Raw genomic sequence first — 23,901 nt, 5'->3', positions numbered from 1 at the left:
GCGACCGATCCTTCCCATCGGAACCGCTACGGGGCCTCCCTTTCTTTCGATGTATCGCAGCAATGAAGTAATGAGGTGTACCCGATGACCGACGAGGTGATCATTCGCAGTGGTTTCCGTGGCCTGCGCTACGTGGACGGCCGATTCGACCAGGTCCTGGAGCCGGGCCGGTACGAGCTGCCGCGGCGCCGCCGGCTGGGTGGCCGGGTGGCCACGGTCGACGTCGTCCAGGTCGACCTGCGTGAGCGTGAGCTCAACATCAAGGGCCAGGAGATCCTGACCGCCGACAAGGTCGCCGTCCGGGTCAACATCATCACGCATTTCCGGGTCACCGATCCGGTGGCCGCCGTCGAGCGGGTGTCGGACTACAGCGACCGGGTCTACAGCGACGTGCAGCTCGCCGCCCGCCGGTCGCTCGCGTCGATGAACCTCGACGCCATCCTCACCAACCGCAACCAGCTGTCCGAGGACATCCTGCGTGACGTCGAGGGTGTGTCGGCGGGCTACGGCGTGCAGATCATCCGTGCCGACGTGAAGGACCTGGTGTTCCCGGGCAACCTTCAGGACGTGATGAACCGGGTGCTCACCGCCCAGCGCCTGGCGGAGGCACAGATGGTCGAGGCCCGTACCAAGGCCGACCGGGAACTGCTGGAGGCGACGTCGCGTGCCGACGCCGCACGGCTGGCCGCCGAGGCCGACGCCGAGGCCAAGCGGATCCGCGCCGACGCCGAGGTCGACGCGCTGCGCCGGCTCGCCGACGCCGCCGAGGCGTACGCGCAGCACCCGGCCCTGCTGCGGCTGCGTGAGCTGGAGACGCTCGGTGCGCTCGGGGCGAACGCGTCGGCCCGCCTGTACATCGGCTTCGACAAGCATGTGAACGAGTGACGAACCCTCAACTGCGGTGATGGCGCGGCCGATCTGGCAGGTCGCGCCATCACTCATGCCCGGACTGTGGAGGTTTCCGTCATGGACCTGATCGAGAGACCCCCTCTGGCCGTCGTCATCGACCTGGACGACACCCTGTTCCCGCAGGGCAGTCACCTCTACGGCGCGGCCCGTGCGGTCGGCCGTGCCGGGGCCGCCGCCGGGCTCGACCCGGTCCGGTTGAGCCGCGCGCTCCGCCGGCAGTTCCTGGCCGGGTCGGACCGGGCCGGCACCATCGACCGGGCGCTGGCCGCCTACGGCATCGCCCCCGATCTGGCCGCCGGGCTGATCCCGGTGCTGGTGGACGCCTTCACCGCCTACCGCCCGCGCCGGCTGCCCCGCTATCCGGGGGCCCTGGACGCGCTGCTCGCGATCAGTTCCCGCTACCCGGTGGCCTGCCTGACCGACGGCAACCCGGCGATCCAGCGGGCCAAACTGGCCGCCACCGGGCTGGCCGAAGCTTTCACCACGATCGTCATCACCGACGAACTGGGCGGCCGCACCCTGCGCAAACCCCACCCCGAGGGCCTGCGCCAGGCCGCCGAGACCCTGGGCGTCCACCCGTCCGACCTGGTGGTGATCGGCGACCGCCCCACGACGGACATGGCGGTGGCCGCGGCTCTGGGGGCCCGTTCGATCCGGGTCCTCACCGGTGAGTACGCCGCCGATCCCGACGAGCCCGCTCCCACCGCCCACGCCCTCGATCTGGAGTCGGCGGCTGCCCTGCTCGGCGTCTGACCCCGGTGCCCTCGGGACAGCACCGGGAACCGGCCGACGACCTCGGCATGGTCTAGGGGCGCGTGGCGCGTACCTCATCGGGTCGAAGGTCCAGGAGGGACGCGGCGAGGTCGCGCGCCGGCGGCAGTGAGGCGGCTTCCAGGTCGCGGAAGAGGGTCTGGGCGCGCACCGCGGGCCAGTCCGGCGGCAGATGCGCGACCGGCAGCCGCGGGTCGCGCCGGATCGCGCCGAGCCATTCGGCGACGAGACCGATCCGGGCCGCGAGGGGGTCACCGAACGGCGCCGGGCCTTCCCAGCGGGCCAGGAACGCGTGGTAACGACCGGCGAGTTCCTCCAGGTCGTAGGCGTCGCGCACCATGCCGCGGATGTCGGTGAGTTCAGCCGCCCGGGCGTGGAACACCCGCGCGTGGGCGGACAGCCCCAGCCCGGTGACGATCGACTGGGCCGGCACCACGCCCGGGGCGATCCACAGTCCACCCTGCAACGGCCCGAACCCGGACCACGCCAACTGCGACCGCAGGTCGTGCCGTTGCCGCTGCCAGGATTCGGGGAGCGAGAAGCAGAGCAGCGTCCACGTCCCGTCCCAGCTGTCGTTGACGGCGCCGGTCTCCCAGATGCGGGAGCGGCCGTCGTGCAGGATCGCGGCGGCCCGGTCGGTGAGCCCGAAGTACATCTTCCGGCCGTGCCGCTGGCGGCGCAGGAGTCCCCGGTTGACCATCCGGGCCAGGGTGGACCGGGTGGCGTGCGACGAGACGCCGAGCCGGCCCAGGACGTCGATGGCGCTGCCGGAGAACACGCACACGTCCCGGTCCAGGACGAAGTCCCCGAGAAGCATGAGCAGCAGGGTCGAGGGATTCGGCGGCATGCGCTAGATGTTAGGCACTTTCTTGACGGCCGTTGAAGACAGAGCCTAACTTCGATGAACCTCAGCGAGGAGGTTCCTCATGCGCAGAACCGGGCCGCTCCTGCTGGCCCTCGCCCTAGCCCTGACCGCCTGCGGCAACGAGGCGGCCGACGGCGACGACCCGATCCGGGTCGGCCAGATCGTCTCGCTCACCGGCAACTACTCGCCGCTCGGCACCGAGAATCAGAAATCCGTGGCCCTCGCCGTCGAGAAGATCAACGCGGCCGGGGGCGTCGGGGGCCGCCGGATCGAACTGTCCGTCCGCGACGACAAGAGCCTGCCCGACCAGGCGGTCCTCGCGTTCAACGAGTTGAAGGACGGCTCCGACGCCATCATCGGGTCGCCGTTCAGCAACTCCGCGCTCGCCACCATCCCGCTGGTGGACCGCGAGGAGATCCCCTACGTCTCGCTCACCCCGGCCGACGAGCAGGTCAACCCCATCCATCCGTACGTCTTCGTCGTCCCCGCCCTGTCCGGCACCTACGCCGAGGCCGCCCTGCAGTACCTCCAGTCGGCGAAGCTGACCAGGATCGCCGTCGCCTACGACACCAAGAGCAGCTACGCGGTCGCCGGTTTCAAAGGCATGCAGGCCAAGGCCGCCCAGTACGGCGTGACCCTCGGCCCGATCGAGGAGTTCCAGACCACCGCCACCGAGTTCGGCGCGATCTTCACCCACGTCCGGTCGTCGGACGCGCAGGCGCTGATGCTGTGGGGGACCGGCGCCCCGGCCGTCGCGATCACCAAGGGGTACGCCGCGTCCGGCCTGACCATCCCGCTGATGCTGACCGGCTCGCAGGCCAGCAAACTGTTCCTGGACCCGGCCGGCCCGGCCGCCGACGGCGCGATCATCGCCAGTTCGGTCGGGGTCGTCGGCGAGCACCTCCCCGCCGGTGAGCTGAAGACCGCCGTCGACGAGCTGACCAGCGCCTTCACCACCAAGTACGGCTACCCGCCACCCCAGTTCGCCCAGGACGGCTACAGCGGCGTGAAACTGCTGGCCGCCGCGATCGAGAAGGCCGGCGGCACCGACCGGGCGAAGGTCCGCGACGCCCTCGAAGGCCTGACCCTCACCACCCCGAACGGCACCTACACCTACTCCGCGACCGACCACTCCGGCCTGACCACCGACTTCATCGCGGTCAACACGATCGAGGGCGGAAAGTTCGTACCCACCGACTTCACCAGAGGCCGGTTCAAGTGACGGTGGAACTGACCGTCGACAAGGTCTCCCGCGCGTTCGGGGGCGTCTACGCCGTCCGCGACGTGAGCCTGACCGTCCCCGCCGGCGAGCTGCGGGCCGTGATCGGCCCGAACGGCGCCGGAAAATCCACCCTGTTCGCCCTGATCGGCGGCCAGTTGGCCGCCGATACCGGCACGGTGGCGCTCGACGGCATCCGCGTCGAGCGCCGCCCCGCCCACCGGCGCGGCATCGGCGTCGTCTTCCAGACCGCCCGCGTCTTCCACGGCATGACCGCCTTCGAGAACGTCATGGTCGGCGCGCACGCCGTCACCCGCGCCGGGTTCCTCGCCGCCGCCCTGCGCCTGCCCCGCCATCACCGCGACGAACGCCGCATCCGGGAGAAGGCGCTGACCTGCCTGGACCGTGTCGGCCTCGCCGACTGGGCGGACCGCCCCGCCGAGGAGCTGCCACTCGGCCAGCAACGATCCCTCCAACTGGCCCGCGCCCTCTGCGGCGAGCCGCGCCTGCTCCTGCTCGACGAGCCGGCCTCCGGCCTGCGCGCCGCCGAACGCGAACACCTCGCCACCCTGATCACCCGTCTGCGCACCGAAGGCCTCACGATCCTGCTGGTCGAGCACGACGTCGCCTTCGTCATGCGCCTCGCCGACCGGATCACCGTCCTCGACCTCGGCCGCGTCATCGCCGACGGCACCCCCGCCGAGGTCCGCGCAAACCCCGAGGTCAGAACCGCATACCTGGGACCCGAGACGGTACGCCCGAGCGAGCCCCACCCCGGCGTGGAAGGTGTCGCCGGATGACCGGGGCCGTCCAGATCGACAACCTGACCGTCCGGTATGCCGGTGCCACCGCCCTCGACGACGTGACCCTGGCCGTCGCCGAGAACGAGATGACCGCCCTGATCGGCGCCAACGGAGCCGGCAAGTCCACCCTGGTCAAAGCTCTCTGCGGCCTGATCCGCCCGGACTCCGGCACGATCACCGTCCACGGTCGTCTGGCCCACGTCCCCGAGGGCCGCGAGATGTTCCCGGACATGACCGTCGACGACAACCTGCGTCTCGGCGCCTGGCGCAGACGTCGCCGCGACACCGCTCCCATCTACGACCTGCTCCCGGACCTGGCCGCCATCCGCTCGCGCCGGGCCGGCACCCTCTCCGGCGGCCAGCAGCAGATGGTCGCGATCGGCCGGGCCCTGATGGCCGACCCGGAGGTCCTGGTCATCGACGAACTGAGCCTCGGCCTGGCCCCGATGATCGTCACGTCGCTGGTCGGCCACCTCCGGAACCTGCACGCCACCCGGAACCTGTCCGTCCTCCTGATCGAACAGAACGCCCGCCTCGCCCTCGACCTGTGCCGGCACGCCTACGTCCTGGAGTCCGGCCGCATCGTCCTGCACGGCCCCGCCGCCACCCTGGCCCGCGACCCGCGGGTGACCGCCGCCTACCTCGGCGGCCACGTGACGGTGACCCCATGACTCCGGCCGGCCCGCCCCCCGTCCCGGTCACCCCATGACCCCGGCCGGCCCGCCCCGCTGTCCCGGTCACCCCATGACCGGCTGGCTCCCACCGCTGTCTCGGGGGACCCGAGACAGCGGTGACGACCAGCCGGAAAAGGCGCGCGATGAGTGACCTGATCGGATACCTGATCACCGGGCTCGGCATCGGGGCCGGGTTCGCGCTGGTCGCCAGTGGACTGGTCGCGATCTACCGGGTGACCCGGGTCGTCAACTTCGCGCAGGGCGGGTTCGCGGTCCTCGCCGCCCTGCTCACGTCGACCCTCCTCGCTGCCGGCCTCCCGCACGGCGTCGCCGAGCTCGGTGGCGTGGCCCTCGGCGCGCTCGCGGGCCTGATCGTCGGCGTCGTCGCGATCGGCCGCCCCGGCACCAGCCCCGGAACCTCGCTGATCGTCACTCTCGGGCTGGGCGTTCTCGCGTACGCCGTCGAGGTCCTGATCTGGGGCGACCAGCCCCGTTCCTTCCCGGGCCTGACCGGGGTCGCCGAGGTGGCCGGCGCCCGCCTTCCCGCCCACTACCTGCTGATCCTCGCCGTGACCGCACCAGTGTTCGCGTTGATGGCGTGGTTCTTCGCCCGCACCGACCTGGGCCGGGCACTGACCGCGTGCGCCTCCAACCGCTACGCCGCGCAGGTCGTCGGCATCGACGTCCGCCGGATGGGGTTGCTCGCGTTCACCATCGGCGGCGCGCTCGGCGGCCTGGCCGGGGTCCTCACCACACCGGTCCAGCAGGTCACGTTCGACAGCGACGTCACCCTGATCGTCAACGGTTTCGCCGCGGCGGTCCTCGGCGGCCTGACCCGGCCGATGATCGCCCTGGCCGGCGGCCTGCTGCTCGGCGTCACCCAGACGCTCGTCGCGGGCTACGGCGGCGGCGCCTACCAGATGGAGGTCGCCCTGGTGCTGATGCTCACCGTCATGATCGTCCAGGCGGCCCGCACCGGCCCGGTCCCGGAGACCGCCCGATGAGTGGGCCGGTTCCGCCCGCACGCGGCCGGGGCGGCACGGTGAACCGGTGGGCGATCGCGGTGGTCGCGGTGCTCACGCTGGCCCTGCCGCCGCTCCTGCCGGAGCGCCATCTCGCGACGTTCGTGCTGCTCCTGCTGGCGGCCACGGTCACCGTCGGCGTCTCGCTGCTGATGGGGTACGCCGGACAGGTCTCGCTGGGACAGGCGTCCTTCTACGCCATCGGCGCGTACGCGGCGGCGCTGCCCGCGGTCCACGGCGTGCCGTCGCTGCTCGGCCTGGCCCTCGCCCCGGTGGCCGCGGCCGTCGCGGCGGTGCTCCTCGGCGCCCCGCTGCTGCGCCTGCGCGGCCACCACCTGGCGTTCGCGACCCTCGCCGTCCAGCTGATCCTGCTGTCGTTGCTGGCACAGGCCGACTGGGCGGGCGGTGCCATCGGGCTCCAGGGCATTCCACGGCTCACCGTCCTCGGGGTCGAACTCCGCGATCTCGGTTACGCGTACGCCGCCTGGCTGGTCCTGGCCGCCGCCCTGCTGATCGCGCGCAACATCGTCGACTCCCGCCCCGGCCGCGCCCTCCGTGCCGCCGCGACCAGCGAGACCGCGGCGGCCGCCAGCGGGGTGGCGATCGGCCGTCACCGCCTCGCCGTCTTCACCCTGTCCGCCGCGATGGCCGGCCTGGCCGGCGGCGTCTACGCCTTCTACCTGGGCTACCTGTCCCCGGGTTCGTTCCCGGTCCTGCTCTCCATCGAGTTCGTGGTGATGGCCGTGGTCGGCGGCCTCGGCACGATCGCCGGCCCGGTCGTCGGCGCCACCGTGATCATCCTGCTGGTCCAGGTCCTGAACACGCTGGGCACCCAGCCGGGCATGCCGGACTACGCGCCGAGTGTCCTCTCCTACGCGGTCTACGCCGTACTCCTGATCGTCTGCGTCCTCTATCTCCCGCGGGGCCTGGTCCCCGCCCTCCGCCGGACCGGCCGACGGCCGTCATAGGATCGAGGGCGCCGCGGTGTACTCGACGAATGAGGTGATCATGAGCTACCAGCCGATGACGATGGCCGGCCTCGCCGGTCACCTCTCGCGGGAGACCGATGAGAAGGTCAGATGGAAGTACGTCTGGGAGTTCCTGGAGGAGTATCGCTGGGAGCCCGCCGATCGGCAGCCACCGCTCTTCGCCGGTGAGCCCGCTCTGACAGGTGAGCCCAACTGGGATGTACTGCTCGCGGCGATCGCGGAGCAGCACGACCTTGCCCCTCCTGCCTGGACTCAGACGCGCACGCTCGAGACGCCGTGGTTTCCGTCGTCACTGCGGTCGAAGCGGATGGAGGCGCTCGTCTGGGCGCCCGCAGCCTTCCGGAAGCATGGTGTCTACCTCTCCGCTCGGGACCTCGAGGCCGCATGACCGACGACGCCCTGCTCGGCTGAGCAGAATTGGAGCGTGCCTTCACCGCTCGGTGATCGACTGGTGCGCCGCGGCGTGGTGGCTGACCTGTTCATCGTCGGTGGCGCGGCAAGCGAGCGGTTCTTTCCGAACGAACCCCTGCCTGCCAGGTCGCGGGCCATGCTGGAAGACCTGTTCGACTCGGCCTGACCCTCGTCAGGTCGCCAGGACCTGGCGGAGGGTGGTGGCGAACGGGACCGGGTCGCCGTGCTGGCCGTACTCGCCGCCCAGGAAGCCGGCGTGGTTGCTCGGGAAGACGGTGGGGGAGAGGCCGAGCCGCTCGGCGACGCCCAGGCCGCTGCGGTGGGCCAGTTCGCCCGCCGATTCGGCGCCGACGCCGATGACGATGCGGGTCGGTGCGGCCCGCAGAGCATCGAAGTCGGGCTCGTAGAGGCAGCAGGTCACCAGGTTCTGGCCGAGCAGCGCGTCGTTGCGGGTGCCGTCGTCCTCGGTGGGCAGGCCGAACGCGGACGGGTCGGGGCCGATCTCCTCGGCGAAACCGGGCGGCACCGGGCCCTGCAGCGAGACGATCTGGATGAACTTCACCATCGCCGGGCCGAGGCCGGACCGCTCGTACAGGCTGCGGATGCCGAGCACGGCGGCCTCGGCGTCCTTGTGGTCGGGTGTCATCCGGACCGCCGGCGGCTCGTGGGCGACGAGCGTGCGGACCAGGTCCGGGTGGGCGGCGACGAGCGCGAGGGAGTTGACCGCGCCGCCGCTGCTGGCGAACAGGTCGACCGGGCCGCCGACCGCCTCGATGACGCGACGGATGTCGTCGGCGTGCTGCTCGGGCGTCGACTCCGGGGCCGGGTCGGTGCGTTCACTACGGGCGGTGCCCCGCGGGTCGTAGGTGATCACGGTCCGGTCGCTGAAGTGCCCGGACAGGGTGGCGAAACCGCTCGCGTCCATCGGCGAGCCGATCAGCATCAGAGGCGGCTCCGCGGACGGCGCCGACGGCGGGCGTACGTCGTAGGTGATGACAGCGCCGGGAGCGTCCAGGGTGTGCGTCGCAGGCTGGGTCATGAGCCGACCATAACCCGGGCGCGGGGCCCGGTCGGACCCCGCGCGACATCAGCTCTCGGCCGGGCGGGTGGCGGGCCAGCGCAGCACGTCGTCGGGGATGGCGGTACGCCGCAGTGCGCGCCCGTCCCGGCCGGGGATCCCGCGACCGTGCGCGACCACGAGCCGGGCCACCTCGATCGCGCCGTGCGCCTGGAAGTGCGTGTTGTCCTGCACCCCGTCCGGGTGGTTGACCGACTCACCGGCCTCCAGCCACAGGAAGTCCTCCTTGGTGGCCTCCGGACCGAGCGCGCCCCACCGCTGGAACGACAGCGCGGTCAGGTCGATCAGCGGGGTGCGGGTCGCCTCGGCGAGGGCACGCATCGCGTCGGGGTACTCGCCGTGCGACGGATACGGCGTGCCGTCCGCGGTGAACCGTCGGCGCTCGACCGGGGTGACCAGGATCGGCCGGGCGCGGGCGGCGCGCGCCCCGTCCAGGTAGAGCCGCAGATACTCCTGGAACGTGGTCCACGGGAGGGTGCCGCGGGCCGGATCGGTGGTCTTCTGGTCGTTGTGCCCGAACGACACGAGCAGCACGTCGCCGGGCCGGATCGCGGCGAGGATCCGGTCGAGGCGGCCCAGGTCGGCGAAGCTCTTGGAACTGGCCCCGGACAGCGCCTCGTTGACCACCCGGACGTGGCGGTGCAGGAAGACGGGCAGGGCTTGTCCCCAGCCGGCCCGGGGGTGGTCGGCGACCGCGTAGGTGGCGGCGGTCGAGTCCCCGGCGACGAAGACGGTCGGCCGGTGACCGGCGAGGGCCGGTTCGGCGAGAGTGAGGGCACCGGCGATCGCCCCGCCGACGCCGGCGCGGAGCAACGTTCTCCTTTGGATCTGCATGACGACACATTCAATCAAGGAGCGTCGATGTAGGCAAGCGCTTTCCTGCTGGTGGAGCGCTATCAGAACGGCGTTGACCAAAGGGTGGTGCGAGGGGATCGATTCATGTAACACGCGCGATGTAGGTTACGGTCGCCGGATTCGAACAGAGGAGTGGTTATCGTGACGACATCCGTGGAACGGGCACGGCCCACGGAGGACGCGGGGGCGTCGTTCACCGCTCGCGAGCGATGGGTGCTGCTGGTCGCCGGCGCCTGGCTGGTCATCGGGTTGCAGCTCGACGCGTATGCGCATGCCACCACCCCCGAGCTGGAGACGTTCTGGACGCCGTGGCACGGCGTGCTCTACTCCGGCATCGCCGCCTCCGGGTTCACCCTGCTCTGGATCATGCGGTCCCGGCTGCCCGGCATCCCCACCTACCGGTCGGTGCTCGCCCTGCCCAACGCCCTGCGCCTGCCCCTGGCCGGGATGGCGTTCCTGCTGGTCGGCGGTGGTGTCGACACGCTGTGGCACAACATCTGGGGCATCGAGCGCGACATGGAGATCTTCGTCAGCCCCAGCCACGAGTTCATCATCCTCGGCATGGCCCTGGTCGCCATGGGCCCGTCGCTGATGCTCGCCGCCGGCCCCGGTGACCGGCTCGGCCTGAGCGGCGGCTTCCTGGTCGGCGTCTCCACCCTGTTCGCCGTCCTGCCGGTCCACATCTACTCACTGCACGCCTCGGCGATCGGCTTCCGCCACCTGGGCAGCGGTCACGAGCCGGTGCCGATCTTCTCGCCGGACGCCCAGCTCGTCCACGGTTACGTCGTCAGCACCATCCTGCTGCTCCTGCCGTTCATCGTCATCGGCCGCCGCTGGCCACTCCCGCTCGGTCTCCCGTCCGTCCTGGTCGCGATCATCGCCGTGCTCATGCACCTGATGTTCGACTCCAAGGACGACTGGTGGCCCGCGCTGACCCTGGCCGCCGTCTCCTTCGCCATCGAGGTCGTGTGGCGCCTGGTCACCCCCCTCCTGAAGATCCCGAGCAACGGCCGCTGGATCCTGTTCGGCCTGGTCACACCCCCGGTCGCCTGGGGTACGGTGCTGCTCGTCGGCAAGATCCAGGAGGGCGGCACCGGGTTCAACATCCACATGGTGACCGGCCTGCTGACCCTGACCGCCCTGACCGGTGCCGCCACCGTGCTGGTCGCCCGCAGCGTCCAGCACCTGCCCAGGTGATCCACCCCCACCCGCCCCGCTCCGCCCTGTCCCCGGGTCGCCGCCGGGCTGTTCGCATGCTGTCCGCGCTGCTCGCGGTGGCCGGCGTGCTCGCCGTCACCGGTGGGCCCGCGGCGGCGCACGCGGGCGGCCTCACGGCCACCGACGCACGGGGGCGGGTCGTCTCGGTGCTCCCCGCGGTCCCCGGCCTGGAGATCACCGCGATCGAGGACGGCGCACGGCTGCGGCTGCGCAACGGCACGACCGGCCCGGTGACGATCAACCCCGGCGGCGGTACGGCCACACCCGCCACGATCCCACCCGGCGCCGAGCTGACCTGGATCGACACACGCTCCACCCCGGACGGCCGCTCGGTCGCCGCCGGGAAGACCGTCTCGTGGACGATCCCGCTGGACGCCGCCGGCACCACCGTCGTCGTCACCGGCACCCTCGTCGGCGAGCGGCGCCCCGCCGCCCCACTCTGGTGGCTCGCGGCCGCCCTCACCGCCACGGCGACCGTCCTGCTGTCCCGCCGGACCCGCCGGGCCGACCTCCTGCTCGCCACCGCCGGAGCCGTCGCGGCCACCGCCTCGATCGCCCACGTGATCGGCTCCACCCTGGCCGTCGAGTCCGCCCCACCGGCCGGCACGTTCCTGAGCGCCGCCGGCATCAACCTCCTCGCCTGGCCCCTGATCATCGGCGGCGCGGTGACCACCTTCCGCGGCCGGCCGGCGGGCGTTCTGGCGGTCTGCGGGGGAGCGGCCCTGACCGCGGTCTTCGTCCTCCCGGACGTCACCTCGTTCCATCGCGCCGTCCTCCCGTTCGAAGGTCCGGCGGTGATCGAGCGCATCCTGGTCGCTCTGGCCCTCGGGCTCGGCGCGGGCGTTGCCGTGGCCGGCGCCCGAGTGCTTGGCGACCTGGCCCGGAAAGCCGCCGGTGACAGCGGTTCACCCACCGGCGAGCCTGCCGGCGGGCCGGTTGCTGGCAGTGGGTCGGTCGCCGGGAGTGCGTCGGTCGCTGTGGATGGATCGGCCGCCGAGAGTAAGTCGGTTGCTGTGAGTGGATCGGTTGCTGTGGACGGGTCGGTTGCTGGGAGTGGTTCGGTCGCCGAGGACGGGTCGGTTGCTGGGAGTGGATCGGTTGCTGTGGACGGGTCGGTTGCTGTGAGTGGATCGGTTGCTGTGGACGGGTCGGTTGCTGAGAGCGGGTCGGCCGCTGCGAGGGGGTCGGTCGCTGAGGACAGCGCGGTTGCTGGGAGTGGGTCGGTCGCCGGGGCGGGCGGCGATGTCGGGGTGGTCTCTCCGGAGCAGTCGCCTACGGCAGGTAAGGCGTGACACCCTTGGCGCCACGGGCGGGGTGGTTGCGGTCGGGGGCTGTGCACGGCGTACCCCCTCGTGGTTGGTGAAAGAGGGACGACCGTGACCGGACCGCTGGCGCCGCTCGCGCATGGGGTGGGCAGCGCCGAAGGGCTGCCGCTGCCGCTCGATCTGGTGTTGCAGGCCGGCGCCGCGACCGTCGTGGTGTCGTTTCTGATCGCCGCGCTCTGGTGGCGCACGCCGCGGCTGAAACCGTCCGAACCGCGCCGGTTCGGTGTGGCCCGATGGCTGCGCTACCCGGTGCTGGTGCTGGCTCTGTATGTCACGGGGTTCGCCGTCGCCGGCCCGCGCGACGGGAACCCGGCGGCGCACGCCCTCTTCGTCTGGCTCTGGGTGGGACTGATTCCGATCAGCGTGATCTTCGGGCCGGTGTGGCGGGCGGTGAACCCTCTGCGCACGATCTTCACCCTGCTGGGGCTGCCGCGGCACGGGCTGCGCCCGCTGCCACCCGGCCGCCCCCGCTCATCCTGGCCGGCGACCGCGTTCCTGCTGGCATTCGTCTGGTTCGAGCTGCTGGTGCCGCACCACGGCGATCCGGTCGCGGTCGGCCTATGGATCACGGGGTACGCCCTGAGCCAGGTGATCCTCGCGCTCTACCGGGGCGAGGAGTGGTTCGCTCGCGGCGACTGTTTCGAGGTCTACTCCGCCCTGGCCGGCCGTCTGAGCCCGCTCCGCCACCGGCAGCCGCTCTCCGGTCTGGCCGCCGCCCCACCGCTCCCGATACCGTCCGCCGCCGCCAATACCGCCGCCACCACCACCAGCGCCGCCAGCGCCGCCAACGCCACCACCACCAGCGTCGCCAGCACCGCCGCCACAGCTACCGCCGCCGCGACCGCCTCCGGCACCGCCGCCACTCCGCTTGCCGCTGCCGGGATCGCCGGATTCATCGCGGTCTGGTGGGGGTCGACCGTCTTCGACAGCGTTTCGGCGTCCCCCGTCTGGGCTGATGTGATCGAGCGCGCCGGGTCACCGTTGCTGCCGGGCACAGCCGCCCTCGTCCTGCTCTGCGCCTTGGTCTTCCTGGCCGTCCGCTGGACCGCCGGCCGCGTAGACGTCTCCCTGTCGCTGATCCCGATCGCGGTCGGCTACACGCTGGCCCACTATCTGTCCCTGCTGATCGTCGAGGCCCCACGCGGCGTCCTGCTGCTGTTCGGCCTCCCGACGGCCGGCTGGGATCCCCAGCCGGCACCGGCCGCGATCGCCACGGCGCAGATCGCGCTGATCCTGATCGGGCACGCGATCGGCGTGATCGTCGCCCACGACCATTCGCTGACGTCCGCCGCGCGGCGCCCTACCCTCGCCGTGGTGGCCGACGAACTGCCGCTGGTCCTCTTCATGATCGCGTGCACCTGGGCGGGTCTCTTCCTGCTGTTCGTCCGCTGATACCACCGTCGACCCGACGTCTCCGGCCCGCGCGGCCCACCCTCTTCCCGGCTGGTTCCCACCGCTGTCTCAGGAGTCCGGAGCCCTCGGCTGGTTCGCATCGCAGTTTCAGCGGTCCGCAGTAGTCGGCTGGTTCCCACCGCTGTCTCAGCGCCCCGAAGGCCCTGGCTGGTTCTCACCGCTGCCTCAGCGACCGACCGAAGACCTCGGCTGGTTCTCACCGGTCTCTCAGCACCGCTGAGACAGCGGTGAGAACCAGCCGGAACCTTCGGGGTCATCGGTGACTTCTCACTGACACGGGGGTTGAGAAGAAGTCTTTGCAAAGATATCTTCTCACTCATGCGCCGCAACCTGACGGACATCGACTCGCTGAAGGCACTGGCCCACCCGCTGAGGCAGCAGATGTTCACCCACCTGAACCGATTCGGCCCGGCCACCTCCGCCGACCTCGCCGCCCGCTTCGAGGCCGACCGGGGTGCCACCAGCTACCACCTGAGGCAGCTGGAGCGATTCGGGTTCATCGAGGAGGACACCGACCGGTCCGCCGGCCGCCGCCGCTACTGGAAGCCGATCCCGCTCGACCTGCGCCTGCCGTTCGAGTCGGACGATCCGGCGATCGCCGCGGCAGCCGACGCGATCGGGCGCCGGTGGATGGACCAGGCCCAGCAGGACCTGCACACCTTCCTGGCCGACCCGCAGTCGTTCGGCGCCTTCGGTGAGGCGGCCATGCACTCGAACAGCACCACCACCCTCACCGCCGAGGAATTGGCCCGATTCACCGAGGAGTACGTCGCCTTCATGAGCCGCTGGCATCGCTACCCCGCCGAGGCCTCCGACGGGGCCCGCCTGATCACCGTCCTGTTCAACGCGTTCCCCACGCCGTCGTGACGTCGCTCTGGCGCAACCGCGACTTCACCCTGCTCTGGAGCGGCCAGGTGATCTCCAGCCTGGGCGCCGCGATCAGCAGCACGGCCACACCCCTGCTGGTCCTGGCCACCACGGGCTCACCGCTCGACGCGGGTCTGGTCGGCGCGGCGGGCACCCTGCCGCACCTGATCGCGAACCTGCCGGCCGGCCCGCTCGTCGACCGCTGGAACCGCAGGCTCATCCTGCTGATCAGCGAGATCGTCGCCGCCGTGGCGCTGCTGAGCGTCCCGCTGGCGATCTGGTCCGGCCTGTTCACGATCGCCCAGTTGTGTGTGGTCGCGTTCATCCAGGGTGTGTGTTTCGTCTTCTTCGGGCTCGCCCAGGACGCCGCCCTGCCGATGGTCGTCCCACCGGGCCAGCTGGCGACGGCGATCGCGGCGAACGAGGCGCGCAGCCGGGGCGCCACTCTGGCCGGCCCACCGATCGGCGGCGCCCTGTTCGGACTGGACCGGGCGGCACCGTTCCTGATCGACGGCATCTCCTATCTCATCGCCGCCGTGGGCCTGCTCTTCCTCCGCCGTGATCTGCAGAAGCCCCCGGAGGGCCCGGCCGAGCCGCTGGTGCGTGCGGCGGTCACCGGCCTGCGGTACGTCTGGCGGAACCCGCTGATCCGGGCGTCGATGCTGCTGATCGCGGCCAGCAACTTCGTCTTCCAGGCACTGATCCTGGTCCTGGTGGTGCTGGCCGGCCGGCAGGGCGGATCCGCATCGGACATCGGCCTGATGCTCGGCGTCTACAGTGCCGGCGGGCTGCTGGGCGCGTTCGCGGCGGGCCGCCTGCATCGCATCGTGTCGTTCCGCACGGTCCTGGTCGGCGTCAACTGGGTGTGGGCCGCGCTGCTGCCCCTGTTCCTGCTGACCACGAGCCCCTGGCAGATCGGAATGATCGGGGCGCTCACCGCATTCGTCGGCCCGCTCTGGAACGTGGTGATCTTCACCTATGCGGGCGTCGTGGTCCCGAACGAGCTGCTCGGCCGGGTGATGAGCGCCGCCGGCACGCTGACCTGGGGTGTCATGCCGATCGCATCCCTGGCCGGTGGCCTGATGCTGACCTGGGCCGGCACGACGGGTTCGCTGTGGTCGCTGTCCGCGATCATGCTCGGCGCCGCGATCGCGGCGACCCTCAGTCCTTCGGTACGCCGTGCGCCGCCCCTGGCGGAGGCGGGCAGTCGACCGAGTGACGCTGAAACGTCCACGGCCCTTCGGTGATCGCATCCGGCCACGGGTCGGTGTTACCCACGCGCACACCCCAGGTGTACATCGGGTCGAGGACGATCCGGTGGCCGTATTCGAGGACCAGCTCGACGCTGCGCACGATGCCCTGATCGAGGTCCGACTCCTCATTGGTGAGGTACTCGATCCGGACGCACCGCGTCTCCCACGCCTCGCCCATGAAGTGGTTGCCCACCCGGACCGGGATGACCACGTTGCCCGGGAACTCGTCACGGTAGGACTGGAGATCGAGGGCGCCCAGGTGCTCGGCGAGCAGACCACCGTGACCGTTCACCGAGGAGAACCTCAGATAGCCGTGGTCGAGCCGCAGGTAGACCTCACCCATCGGATCCGCGGGCTCCTCCGGGGCCTTCGGATCCTGGATCGCCACGACGACGATGTCATGGATCCGCTCCCGGCCGAGCAGGTCAACGGTCCGTGACCAGGGTTGGGGCATGTCTTTCGATCCTCCACACGGGATGTCGCTACCGGCTTCGTGCCAGCCGTCGAGCCGGGTCGATCAACGGCCCGGCGCCTTCGGAAGAGTAACCGCCATGACACGGAACAGCCCGCGCTCCATCGCCCTCCGGACGTTCATGGCCCTCACCCCGGCCCTGCTCGTCACGAGTGTCGCCGTCGCCCTCGTCGGTGGTGGCGGTGCCACCGAGGCCGCCGCGGGTGCCGTGGACACCGCCGTACCGGGTCCCGACTGCCTCACCGACGACCTGGCCGGAACCGTCACCGGACAGGGCGGTTCCCCGGTGCGCGAAGCGGTACTGACTCTCACCAACACCGCCGGCGGCGCCTGCCGGATCCAGGGCTGGGCGGACGTCGCCCTGGTCACGCCGCCCGGCGAGATCGTGAAGGTGCCCACCCGCAAGGTCGGCGAGGCCGGACCGGCGATCGTCCTGCAACCCGGCGCCAGTGCCCGCTCCCTCCTCCAGTGGGACTCCTGCACCGCGGGCGGCCGGGGTTGCGGTGTCGGGGTGGCCTGGCAGTTCATCGCCGACCCGGACTCCACCGGCGTGGCCGCCGACTCGGTGGACCTCCCGGAGGCCGACGGGCGGGGCATCGGGATCGCGGCCCTCCGTATCGGCTCCCTCCAGGCGGCCGCCCCCGCCCCGGCGAACTCCTGAGCCGTACCCGCGGGTGACTCCGGGGCTCATGCGGAGGGGCCCGGCCCGGTGTAGAGGGCGAGCACCTGATCGGCCACGCAGGCCGGCCGCTTCTCGCCTTCGATCTCGGCCCGGGTACGCACGACGATCCGCGCGCCGGACCCGAGCGGCCGCGACTCCAGCAGACGCACCACACCGCGCAATCGCGCCCCGGCCCGGACCGGCGCCTGGAACCGGACCTTGTCGAAGCCGCCGTTGACGACGAACGTCACCCCGTCGACGTGCAGGATCTCGGTGAGGAACGTGACGCACAGCGAGAGCGTGAGCGCCCCGTGTGCGATCGTGCCGCCGAACGGCCCTTCGCCGGCCGCCCGCCGCGGATCCACATGGATCCACTGCCGATCGCCGGTGACCTCGGCGAACCGATCGATCCGGGACTGGTCGACGGTGTGCCACCCACTGGTGCCGAGTTCGTCCCGCGCGAGCAGGTCTGCGATCCCCGTGAACCGTGTCATGCGCGAAGCATAGGGACCCCGTCCCTCCGGTCCGCCGGCATTCATCCCCCCGCACCATCCGGAGACCGGTGACTGGGCGACGGTTCCCGGGCGCGGAGCCCCGCCGCCGAAGTCAGACGATGGCCGGGCCGAAGGTGTCGGACATGGCGGCTACGCCGAGGCAGAGTAGGGGGCCGGGAAAGGCGTCGTCGACGTCGGTGAGGTCGTGCCACTGCTGGATCACCGGGTCCTGGGAGTGCCGGTGCAGGGAGCGCAGTCCCGGGTCGGGGACCTGGTGCCCGGCGGCCCGGAGCATGCCGGCGACCGTGTCGAGCAGTCGCCGGACCGCGGAGGCGAGGTTGCCGGGCGCGGTGTTCGGGCCGGGCAGGGCGTGTTCGGTGACCCAGGCCGCGAGTTCCGGGCCGGAGACGATGTGGCCGGGGACCCGGGAGCCGAAGGTGCGCCCGTAGACGACGAGCGAGGTCGTCTGCACGAGTACCTGGTGCACCGGAACCCGCCGCGGCAGGGTGATCACGGGGTGCGTCGGTGCGAGCAGGATGGCGGTGCGCCGGGTGGCGGCCAGCCAGGAACCGGTGTCACCCGCCGCGACCTGGTCCGCGTACTCCCAGATGGTCGGCATCGGATGATCCTGGCCAGTCACGGCCCCGAGGACATCGGGCGTCGGGCCCGGCCCGGTGTCCCCCGAACGTGCGGTTTCCGGTCACGATTAGTACATCTGATCTAATCATGGGGTAGGGTGCCGCCATGAGCATCGACAGCGGTGCAGATCGTCGTCCTCTTCTGACCGTCCGCCAACTGCGCATCCTCGCGGTGATCGAGGAGTGGGTCCGGGAGCGTGGCTACCCACCGACGGTCCGGGAGATCGGCGCCGCCGTCGGGCTGGTCTCGCCATCGTCCGTTTCCTATCAGCTCGGCGTCCTCGAGAAACACGGCCTGATCCGTCGGCAGCCCAACAACTCCCGCGCGGTCGAGCTGTGCCGGCCCGCGCCCGAGCACCGGACAGCCGGCGGCGGGCGGCCCGATGACGGGAGCCGGTTCGGGGGTGCTGAGCGGCCGGGCACCGAGCGGCGGCTGGTGACGATCCCGCTGCTGGGCGCCATCGCCGCCGGCGCACCGATCCTGGCGGAGGAGCACGTCGAGGACCATCTGACCGTCTCGGCGGCGATGGTCGGCGGTGGCACGCTGTTCGCGTTGAACGTCAAGGGAGACTCGATGGTCGACGCCGCGATCTGTGACGGTGACGTCGTCGTGATCCGTCAGCAGCCGGTCGCCGAGAACGGGGAGATCGTGGCCGCGATGATCGGCGACGAGGCCACGGTCAAGGTCTTCCGCCGTCGTGACGGCCACACCGAGCTGCTCCCGAGAAACCCGGCCTACCAGCCGATCCCCGCCGACGACGCCGTCATCCTCGGCAAGGTCGTCAGTGTCTTCCGCCGCCTCTGACCCCGACGGGGCACGCGGCGGCGGAGGGATGGGCGCCGGCACACCAGCCGATGACACGGGGACGGCTGGTGTGCCGGCGTGGCCGGTGGGCGGGTGGCCCGGTGACCGTCGCATACGCCCGGCGGTCGCGCTGTGATCCGGTGGCCGGCTGGCGTCGCGGTGTAGGGGACGGTTCTGTTCGTGGCTCGTACCGGATGGGGGTCAGCGAGGGAGAGGCCACGCGCTCTGGAGCGAGCCGACGCACCCGGAGGCCGGGCGGATCTGGACGCCGGAGGCGTCGGCGGTGACCGACGGATGGCGGCGACCTTGCGGATCTCCTCCAGGCAGGCCTCGAAGACGGGCCGGAAGGCGGCCGGATCACCGGCGGAAGAGGCACCGGCCGCGGGGGAGAGGCCCCCGGCGGGCGGGAGCGCGGTGAAGCGGGCGTGCACGGATTCCCAGGTGAACTCGCGTGCCTCGTCGAGGTGTGTGCCGATGTAGGTGAGCCAGGCGTACACGTCGAGGGCCGTGCACGAGTGGCGGCTGAGGACGCGGACGGCTTCGCTGTCGAGGGGGATCCAGCGGAGGGCCGACTTGGCGAACTCGGCGTCCAGGGTGATCACCGGTGGGCATGCCGCGGTGGAGTCGAGAAGGCCGTGGTTCCGGCGGCTGCGGGTGGAGACGAGGGTTCCGGTGGCGCCGGGCTGTTCGCCGATCCAGCCGTGGCGGAGGGTGCGCTGGAGCTGGCCCTCGAGTTCGGTGAACCAGCCGCCGCGGACGGTCTGTTCGGAGAGGGAGCCCAGGGCGGCCAGGAACGCGTAGACGCGGTGCGGGTGCAGGTTGATCGTGCGGGTACGGCAGCGGAACGCCTCGGTGCACAGGAACATCACCAGGTGGCGCCCGAGCAGACCGTACGGGATGCCCGCGTAGCGGCTGAACTCGCTCTCGCTGAGGCCGGAGCGCCAGCTGCCGAGACCGGGCCGGTAGTGCAGCTCGACGTCGCCGGGGTCGGTGACCGGCAGGACCAGGTCGGCGTGCGCCGGCGGGTAGAGGATCGTCTCACCGCCGGTGGTGGCGCCCGGCAGGCGGCAGGCGCTGTGGCCGTCCGCCGGGTCGACGGTGATGTGCACGGCCACGTCGCCGTGCCGGAACGAGAAACTCACGTCGACAGCAACGACTGATCATGAAGAATGTGTCAGGCGGCCAGCATGCTGTGGTCGTAGCGCATCCAGGTGCCCTTGCCTTCGTGCTTGGCCGCGTACATGGCGGTGTCCGCGGCGTGCAGCAGCGTCCGCAGGTCGTCGCCCTCCTCCGCGCTGGCCACACCGATGCTGGCGTTGGCGCGCACCGGCGCACCGTCGATCATGATCGGTTCGGTCAGCGCCTGCAGGATGCGCTGGGCGGTGCGTTCCGCGTCGCAGGCATCGCAGTCGCGCAGCAGTACGGCGAACTCGTCACCGCCGAGCCGGGCCGGCAGGTCCCCGGTGCGGACCGCGGCGCGCATCTTCTCGGCGACCCCGGCGAGGAGGGCGTCACCGGCCGCGTGCCCGAGGGTGTCGTTGACGCCCTTGAACCCGTCCAGGTCGATCAGCAGCACGGACACGCTGCCGGGTTCGGCGTCGGCGAGGGTCGCGTCGACCTCCTCGCGGAAGTGGGTGCGGTTGGCGAGTCCGGTCAGATCGTCGAAGAGTGCCTGCCGCCGTAGCCGGGTCTCGTGTTCGCGCAGTTCGGTGAGGGTGGTGTCGAGCTGGCCGATGAGCCGCTTGTTGTCGTGGAAGGCGAGCAGCTGCCGGGCCACCACGAGGCCGACGATGACACCGAGGCCGCCGACCGTGCCCCACAGGCGGGCGTCCTTGTCCTCGTTCTGCGACAGCATGACGATCATGACGGAGAAGACGACCAGGATCGATCCGTACGGCAGGAGGCTGTACGGTTTGCGCCGCCGTGAGCCGAAGGCGTACTGGTCGAACTGCGCGATGATCTCCTGCACGCGCGGGCCGACGGCGATGAGCAGCGACGGCAGGAACCGGATGGCGTAGGCGTAGGCCGGCAGTGCCCCGTCGGCTTCGGGTGTGGCGAACAGGCCGGCCGCGTTGACGACGGCCGCGAGGATCAGCGGGACGGCCGCGTGCCGGTGCATCGGCGCGTTGCCGCTGAGGATCATCTTCACCGCGCCGAACGCCGAGGTGAGCGTGACCGCGGCGCCGAACAGCGCGCCGATCAGGTTGGTCTCGCGATCCTCCGAGTTGATCGCGAAGCACCAGGCCACCACGGCGCCGCCGACCAGGACGGTCGCCGAGTCGAGCCAGAACGCGAGGCGGTCCTTGCCGCTGCGCCCGGCGTGCGGATGGATCAGCATGCCGATCACGATGAGGCTGAGCCCGACCGCGAAACACGTCGACTGGACGGTGCCGCCCGCGGTCGACCACTCGTCACGTTCCCAGAACGAGGTGAGGGTCTGGACGATGTCGCCGAAGGTGAACAGCGTGCCCGCGATGGCCATGAACCGCCAGAATCTGCGGATGGCGCCGGTGGCGATCCGGAAGACCCGCCACGAGGAGTACGCGAGGAGCGCGTCGAGTGGTACCTGGAACGCCCAGTACACGTTGACCTGGGTGTCCGAGTGGCCGTCGAGGATGAAGAACAGTGCGGTCCCGAGAAGGGTCCACGCCGCTGCCACAGCGAGCACCGGGTCGTGCCGTATCGATCCGCTCCCGATCACGCTGAGACTATCGGCTTTTTCCGCCCGGGCCTGAGGAAAGGGCTCGACAGCAGGTGATCTTCGTCCTCGACTACGCTACGTGGTATTGACAGTTTCGCCTTCGCGCCGTCAGAGTGCCAGCCTGACCTGGTGTTTTAAGCTGCCGCGAAGGGTTGCCGCACATGGAACTGCATCCAGACGATCACGCAGAGTTGCTTAAGGGTGGCTCGACGCTGGAGGAGTGGCGGCGTAGCGACCACGCCTTCCAGGTGGCCGGGGAGCTGATGCGGATGCTCGGCGGCACGGTTCCGATGAGTGACCTGCTCTGGCTGGGCGCCGAATCGTTCCTGCCCCGCCCGTGGAAGGCCGGCCGTGCCCCGGAACCGGTCGAGGCCGCCGTCGAGGTCTTCAACCGCTGGCGCCGGCTGGAGCAGCTGCGCCTGCAGCGCCGGCAGCGGGCCGGTGACGACGCGGTTCAGCGGGCCGCCGACGACGCCGCACGGAGGGCCGGTGGCGACCCTGCTCAGAGGGCCGGTGACGACGTGGCGTAGCCGAGCGTCCGCGCGATCGTCGCCTCGGCGACCCAGCAGGCGCCCACCAGCTCGGAGGAGGGGACCGGCCGGGCCAGCGCGTACCCCTGGGCGTAGTCGCAGCCCATGTCGCGGAGGTGGATCAGCGTCGCCACGTCCTCCACGCCCTCGGCCACCACCTCCAGGCCGAGGTTGTGCCCCAGGTCGATCGAGGTGCGCACCATCACCTCGTCCGGAGTGCCCGGGGTGAGGTTGCCGAGGAAGGTCCGGTCGATCTTCAGCTCGTCGGCCGGCACGTCCCGCAGCTGCACCAGCGAGCTGAACCCGGTGCCGAAGTCGTCGACCGACACGGTCACGCCGCTCCGGCTGATCCGGCGCAGGGTGTCCACGGCGGTTGCGGATTCGGCCATGATGCCGGTCTCGGTCAGCTCCAGCCGCAGCATGTGGGGCGGGAGCCCGGCCGCGCCGATCGTCGCGAGGACGTTCTCGGCGAAGCTCTCGTCGTCGAGCGCGCCGGTCGGCACGTTGACCGACACGCGGCCCTGCCAGCCCCCGGCCAGCCAGCCCGCCGCCTGCCGCGCGGCCACCGTCAGCAGGTGATAGGTGAGCGCGACCGCCAGGCCGCCGCGCTCGGCGACCGGCAGGAGGGTTTCCGGCATGATCAGCCCGCGGGTCGGGTGCTGCCAGCGGACCAGCGCCTCGACGCCGGTGACCAGGCCGTCACGCAGGCGCAGCTGCGGTTGGTAGTGCAGCTCCAGCCGGCCCTCCGGGTCGCCGGTCTCCACCAGGACCCGCAGGTCGGCGAAGAGCTCCAACCGGTCGTCCGGCTGGTCGGCGTCGGTGCCCGGGTCGTACACCGCGACACCGCCGCCGTGCCGTTTCGCCCGGTACATCGCGGAGTCGGCGTGCCGGAACAGTTCGTCCGCGTCGCCGGGAGCGTTCGCCGGGCTGAGCACGAGACCCAGGCTGCCACTGATCGCGGCCGGCCGGTCGTCGAGTACGAAATCCCGGTTCAGTTCGGCCACCAGCCGGTCGGCCAGCATGGTGGCCTCGGACAGGCCGCTCACCTGGGGCAGCAGCACCGCGAACTCGTCACCGCCGAGCCGGGCGACCACGGCGGGGGAGTGCACGTGCCCGGCCAGCCGCCGCCCGGCCTCGATCAGCACCTGGTCACCGGCGTGGTGGCCGATCGTGTCGTTGACGGCCTTGAACCCGTCCAGGTCGATGATCATGAGAGCGATCTGACCGTCCCGGGCCAGGGCCTTGTGCAGGTCCCGCTGGAACAGGGCCCGGTTCGGCAGCCCGGTCAGCGCGTCGTGCAGGGCCTGATGACGGCTGTCGGCGGCCTGGGCGACGAGCCGCCGCTGGTAGCCGAGCACCATCCGCATGATCCCGGCGACCAGGGTCAGGCCCACGCCGAATCCCATCGCGGTGCCGACCAGCAGCCGGCCCTGCTGCCGGCCGAGCGCGGTCACCTGCTGCTGGGCGTATTCGTGATAGGCCCGCGACACCTCGTCCACGTCGTTCTGCAGAGAGTAGAACGCCGGTGTCACCTGGAGCCGGTCGAACGACATGAAGTCCGGGTCGCTGTCGGCCACCCGCGCGATCAGGTCCTCGGCCAGCTCACGATAGGCGATCTGACCGGCCAGCAGGCGCTTCGCGTCCTCCCGGGCGCGCTCACCGGACGACCCGGCGATCTCCGCGAGGTTCCGCTCGGCCTCGGCCGCGACCCGGTCGAACCTCTCCCGTACGGCCACCGACGGCTCGACCTGGTAATGGCGCAGGTTCACCTCCTGCATCGCGACGGCGATCCGTGCCTCGGTGAACTTCATGTCCACCGTCAGGGCGTCGCTCTGCATCTCGGTCGCGCGGGTGGTGTTGATCGTGCCCTGCAGCACGTATCCGGCCAGGGCGAGCAGGACGACCGCCAGCGCTGCTGTCATCAGCAG

At 71.2% G+C, this 23,901-nt stretch carries 26 protein-coding genes; 17 read left to right on the top strand and 9 right to left on the bottom strand.

Annotated features, from left to right (window positions below):
- Positions 1-84: 84 nt before the first annotated feature.
- Entirely contained in the window at positions 85-885 is an 801-nt protein-coding gene (locus BC793_RS13685) for a slipin family protein (protein WP_109593045.1), read from the top strand.
- An 81-nt stretch (positions 886-966) separates the two neighbouring features.
- On the top strand, positions 967-1,662 hold the full coding sequence (locus tag BC793_RS13680) for an HAD family hydrolase (RefSeq protein WP_109593044.1): 696 nt from the start codon (positions 967-969) through the stop codon (positions 1,660-1,662).
- A gap of 52 nt (positions 1,663-1,714) precedes the next feature.
- On the opposite strand, the gene BC793_RS13675 is transcribed toward BC793_RS13680, so the two are convergent.
- Positions 1,715-2,527 (bottom strand): PaaX family transcriptional regulator, encoded by an 813-nt coding sequence (locus BC793_RS13675; protein WP_109592868.1) that lies wholly within the window; start codon positions 2,525-2,527, stop codon positions 1,715-1,717.
- Positions 2,528-2,606: 79 nt separating this feature from the next.
- On the opposite strand from BC793_RS13675, the gene BC793_RS13670 reads away from it, so the two are divergent.
- From BC793_RS13670 to BC793_RS49545, 7 genes are all read left to right on the top strand, one after another.
- Positions 2,607-3,767, top strand: a complete 1,161-nt coding sequence (locus BC793_RS13670; protein ID WP_109592867.1) for an ABC transporter substrate-binding protein — start codon at positions 2,607-2,609, stop codon at positions 3,765-3,767.
- A complete protein-coding gene (locus tag BC793_RS13665; protein ID WP_109592866.1) occupies positions 3,764-4,564 on the top strand; it encodes an ABC transporter ATP-binding protein in 801 nt (266 codons plus the stop codon). Before BC793_RS13670 ends, BC793_RS13665 begins: the two co-directional genes overlap by 4 nt.
- On the top strand, positions 4,561-5,238 hold the full coding sequence (locus BC793_RS13660) for an ABC transporter ATP-binding protein (protein ID WP_109592865.1): 678 nt from the start codon (positions 4,561-4,563) through the stop codon (positions 5,236-5,238). The genes BC793_RS13665 and BC793_RS13660 overlap by 4 nt, the downstream gene beginning before the upstream one ends.
- A 146-nt stretch (positions 5,239-5,384) precedes the next feature.
- The gene (locus BC793_RS13655) at positions 5,385-6,245 is read left to right on the top strand and encodes a branched-chain amino acid ABC transporter permease (protein ID WP_109592864.1); all 861 of its coding nucleotides are present in this window, start codon (positions 5,385-5,387) and stop codon (positions 6,243-6,245) included.
- Complete coding sequence (locus tag BC793_RS13650; RefSeq protein WP_109592863.1) at positions 6,242-7,231, top strand: branched-chain amino acid ABC transporter permease; 990 nt, start codon at positions 6,242-6,244, stop codon at positions 7,229-7,231. The genes BC793_RS13655 and BC793_RS13650 overlap by 4 nt, the downstream gene beginning before the upstream one ends.
- A gap of 40 nt (positions 7,232-7,271) precedes the next feature.
- Positions 7,272-7,640: a hypothetical protein gene (locus BC793_RS13645; protein WP_146246256.1), complete on the top strand. Its 369-nt coding sequence runs from the start codon at positions 7,272-7,274 to the stop codon at positions 7,638-7,640.
- Between the two features lie 36 nt (positions 7,641-7,676).
- Positions 7,677-7,829, top strand: coding sequence for a hypothetical protein (locus tag BC793_RS49545; protein ID WP_158319241.1), 153 nt, complete (start codon positions 7,677-7,679; stop codon positions 7,827-7,829).
- Between the two features lie 6 nt (positions 7,830-7,835).
- Here BC793_RS49545 and BC793_RS13640 read toward each other — a convergent pair whose 3' ends face one another.
- Together BC793_RS13640 and BC793_RS13635 are read right to left on the bottom strand one after the other, a co-directional pair.
- A complete protein-coding gene (locus BC793_RS13640) occupies positions 7,836-8,702 on the bottom strand; it encodes an alpha/beta fold hydrolase (RefSeq protein ID WP_109592861.1) in 867 nt (288 codons plus the stop codon).
- A 48-nt stretch (positions 8,703-8,750) separates the two neighbouring features.
- Complete coding sequence (locus BC793_RS13635) at positions 8,751-9,575, bottom strand: rhamnogalacturonan acetylesterase (protein WP_109592860.1); 825 nt, start codon at positions 9,573-9,575, stop codon at positions 8,751-8,753.
- A 162-nt stretch (positions 9,576-9,737) separates the two neighbouring features.
- Between BC793_RS13635 and BC793_RS13630 the strand changes: the two genes are divergently transcribed.
- From BC793_RS13630 to BC793_RS13610, 5 genes are all read left to right on the top strand, one after another.
- Positions 9,738-10,793, top strand: a complete 1,056-nt coding sequence (locus BC793_RS13630) for a hypothetical protein (RefSeq protein WP_109592859.1) — start codon at positions 9,738-9,740, stop codon at positions 10,791-10,793.
- Between the two features lie 56 nt (positions 10,794-10,849).
- Positions 10,850-12,106, top strand: coding sequence for a hypothetical protein (locus tag BC793_RS13625; RefSeq protein ID WP_203896176.1), 1,257 nt, complete (start codon positions 10,850-10,852; stop codon positions 12,104-12,106).
- Positions 12,107-12,190: 84 nt separating this feature from the next.
- On the top strand, positions 12,191-13,531 hold the full coding sequence (locus tag BC793_RS52265) for a hypothetical protein (RefSeq protein ID WP_203896175.1): 1,341 nt from the start codon (positions 12,191-12,193) through the stop codon (positions 13,529-13,531).
- Positions 13,532-13,870: 339 nt separating this feature from the next.
- Complete coding sequence (locus BC793_RS13615; protein ID WP_109592858.1) at positions 13,871-14,419, top strand: ArsR/SmtB family transcription factor; 549 nt, start codon at positions 13,871-13,873, stop codon at positions 14,417-14,419.
- Positions 14,416-15,666, top strand: coding sequence for an MFS transporter (locus BC793_RS13610; RefSeq protein ID WP_239169982.1), 1,251 nt, complete (start codon positions 14,416-14,418; stop codon positions 15,664-15,666). Before BC793_RS13615 ends, BC793_RS13610 begins: the two co-directional genes overlap by 4 nt.
- Here the strand turns inward: BC793_RS13610 and BC793_RS13605 are convergent.
- Complete coding sequence (locus BC793_RS13605; protein ID WP_158319240.1) at positions 15,581-16,126, bottom strand: hypothetical protein; 546 nt, start codon at positions 16,124-16,126, stop codon at positions 15,581-15,583. The two genes, BC793_RS13610 and BC793_RS13605, sit on opposite strands and share 86 nt — an antisense overlap.
- Before the next feature lie 97 nt (positions 16,127-16,223).
- Between BC793_RS13605 and BC793_RS13600 the strand changes: the two genes are divergently transcribed.
- Complete coding sequence (locus BC793_RS13600; RefSeq protein ID WP_158319239.1) at positions 16,224-16,805, top strand: DUF4232 domain-containing protein; 582 nt, start codon at positions 16,224-16,226, stop codon at positions 16,803-16,805.
- A gap of 26 nt (positions 16,806-16,831) precedes the next feature.
- Here BC793_RS13600 and BC793_RS13595 read toward each other — a convergent pair whose 3' ends face one another.
- Entirely contained in the window at positions 16,832-17,299 is a 468-nt protein-coding gene (locus tag BC793_RS13595) for a MaoC family dehydratase (RefSeq protein WP_109592854.1), read from the bottom strand.
- Positions 17,300-17,411: 112 nt separating this feature from the next.
- The gene (locus BC793_RS13590) at positions 17,412-17,918 is read right to left on the bottom strand and encodes a hypothetical protein (protein ID WP_109592853.1); all 507 of its coding nucleotides are present in this window, start codon (positions 17,916-17,918) and stop codon (positions 17,412-17,414) included.
- Between the two features lie 125 nt (positions 17,919-18,043).
- On the opposite strand from BC793_RS13590, the gene lexA reads away from it, so the two are divergent.
- Complete coding sequence (gene lexA, locus BC793_RS13585) at positions 18,044-18,742, top strand: transcriptional repressor LexA (protein WP_109592852.1); 699 nt, start codon at positions 18,044-18,046, stop codon at positions 18,740-18,742.
- Here the strand turns inward: lexA and BC793_RS13580 are convergent.
- Together BC793_RS13580 and BC793_RS13575 are read right to left on the bottom strand one after the other, a co-directional pair.
- A complete protein-coding gene (locus tag BC793_RS13580) occupies positions 18,673-19,884 on the bottom strand; it encodes a replication initiation protein (protein WP_109592851.1) in 1,212 nt (403 codons plus the stop codon). The genes lexA and BC793_RS13580 overlap by 70 nt on opposite strands.
- A 32-nt stretch (positions 19,885-19,916) precedes the next feature.
- Complete coding sequence (locus BC793_RS13575; protein WP_239169981.1) at positions 19,917-21,443, bottom strand: GGDEF domain-containing protein; 1,527 nt, start codon at positions 21,441-21,443, stop codon at positions 19,917-19,919.
- Between the two features lie 161 nt (positions 21,444-21,604).
- Between BC793_RS13575 and BC793_RS13570 the strand changes: the two genes are divergently transcribed.
- Complete coding sequence (locus BC793_RS13570) at positions 21,605-21,973, top strand: hypothetical protein (protein WP_203896174.1); 369 nt, start codon at positions 21,605-21,607, stop codon at positions 21,971-21,973.
- Here BC793_RS13570 and BC793_RS13565 read toward each other — a convergent pair.
- Positions 21,946-23,895 (bottom strand): putative bifunctional diguanylate cyclase/phosphodiesterase, encoded by a 1,950-nt coding sequence (locus BC793_RS13565; RefSeq protein ID WP_109592850.1) that lies wholly within the window; start codon positions 23,893-23,895, stop codon positions 21,946-21,948. The genes BC793_RS13570 and BC793_RS13565 overlap by 28 nt on opposite strands.
- Positions 23,896-23,901: the final 6 nt, after the last annotated feature.

Origin of the sequence: Actinoplanes xinjiangensis (genome assembly GCF_003148685.1) — a bacterium.
GTDB lineage: Bacteria > Actinomycetota > Actinomycetes > Mycobacteriales > Micromonosporaceae > Actinoplanes > Actinoplanes xinjiangensis.
The sequence above is the reverse complement of the archived record's forward strand: the minus strand, read 5'-3'. Positions and strand labels throughout refer to the sequence as shown.

Bases quoted from the DNA above. Each gene is read 5' to 3' on its own strand.
- BC793_RS13625 (WP_203896176.1), top strand. From the start codon at position 10,850: ATGCTGTCCGCGCTGCTCGCGGTGGCCGGCGTGCTCGCCGTCACCGGT.
- BC793_RS13615 (WP_109592858.1), top strand. From the start codon at position 13,871: ATGCGCCGCAACCTGACGGACATCGACTCGCTGAAGGCACTGGCCCAC.
- BC793_RS13680 (WP_109593044.1), top strand. From the start codon at position 967: ATGGACCTGATCGAGAGACCCCCTCTGGCCGTCGTCATCGACCTGGAC.
- BC793_RS13635 (WP_109592860.1), bottom strand. From the start codon at position 9,575: ATGCAGATCCAAAGGAGAACGTTGCTCCGCGCCGGCGTCGGCGGGGCG.
- BC793_RS13605 (WP_158319240.1), bottom strand. From the start codon at position 16,126: ATGCCCCAACCCTGGTCACGGACCGTTGACCTGCTCGGCCGGGAGCGG.
- BC793_RS13660 (WP_109592865.1), top strand. From the start codon at position 4,561: ATGACCGGGGCCGTCCAGATCGACAACCTGACCGTCCGGTATGCCGGT.
- BC793_RS13675 (WP_109592868.1), bottom strand. From the start codon at position 2,527: ATGCCGCCGAATCCCTCGACCCTGCTGCTCATGCTTCTCGGGGACTTC.
- BC793_RS13600 (WP_158319239.1), top strand. From the start codon at position 16,224: ATGACACGGAACAGCCCGCGCTCCATCGCCCTCCGGACGTTCATGGCC.
- BC793_RS13655 (WP_109592864.1), top strand. From the start codon at position 5,385: ATGAGTGACCTGATCGGATACCTGATCACCGGGCTCGGCATCGGGGCC.
- BC793_RS13570 (WP_203896174.1), top strand. From the start codon at position 21,605: ATGGAACTGCATCCAGACGATCACGCAGAGTTGCTTAAGGGTGGCTCG.
- lexA (WP_109592852.1), top strand. From the start codon at position 18,044: ATGAGCATCGACAGCGGTGCAGATCGTCGTCCTCTTCTGACCGTCCGC.
- BC793_RS13670 (WP_109592867.1), top strand. From the start codon at position 2,607: ATGCGCAGAACCGGGCCGCTCCTGCTGGCCCTCGCCCTAGCCCTGACC.
- BC793_RS13595 (WP_109592854.1), bottom strand. From the start codon at position 17,299: ATGACACGGTTCACGGGGATCGCAGACCTGCTCGCGCGGGACGAACTC.
- BC793_RS13685 (WP_109593045.1), top strand. From the start codon at position 85: ATGACCGACGAGGTGATCATTCGCAGTGGTTTCCGTGGCCTGCGCTAC.
- BC793_RS13645 (WP_146246256.1), top strand. From the start codon at position 7,272: ATGAGCTACCAGCCGATGACGATGGCCGGCCTCGCCGGTCACCTCTCG.
- BC793_RS13565 (WP_109592850.1), bottom strand. From the start codon at position 23,895: ATGACAGCAGCGCTGGCGGTCGTCCTGCTCGCCCTGGCCGGATACGTG.
- BC793_RS13640 (WP_109592861.1), bottom strand. From the start codon at position 8,702: ATGACCCAGCCTGCGACGCACACCCTGGACGCTCCCGGCGCTGTCATC.
- BC793_RS13650 (WP_109592863.1), top strand. From the start codon at position 6,242: ATGAGTGGGCCGGTTCCGCCCGCACGCGGCCGGGGCGGCACGGTGAAC.
- BC793_RS13590 (WP_109592853.1), bottom strand. From the start codon at position 17,918: ATGCCGACCATCTGGGAGTACGCGGACCAGGTCGCGGCGGGTGACACC.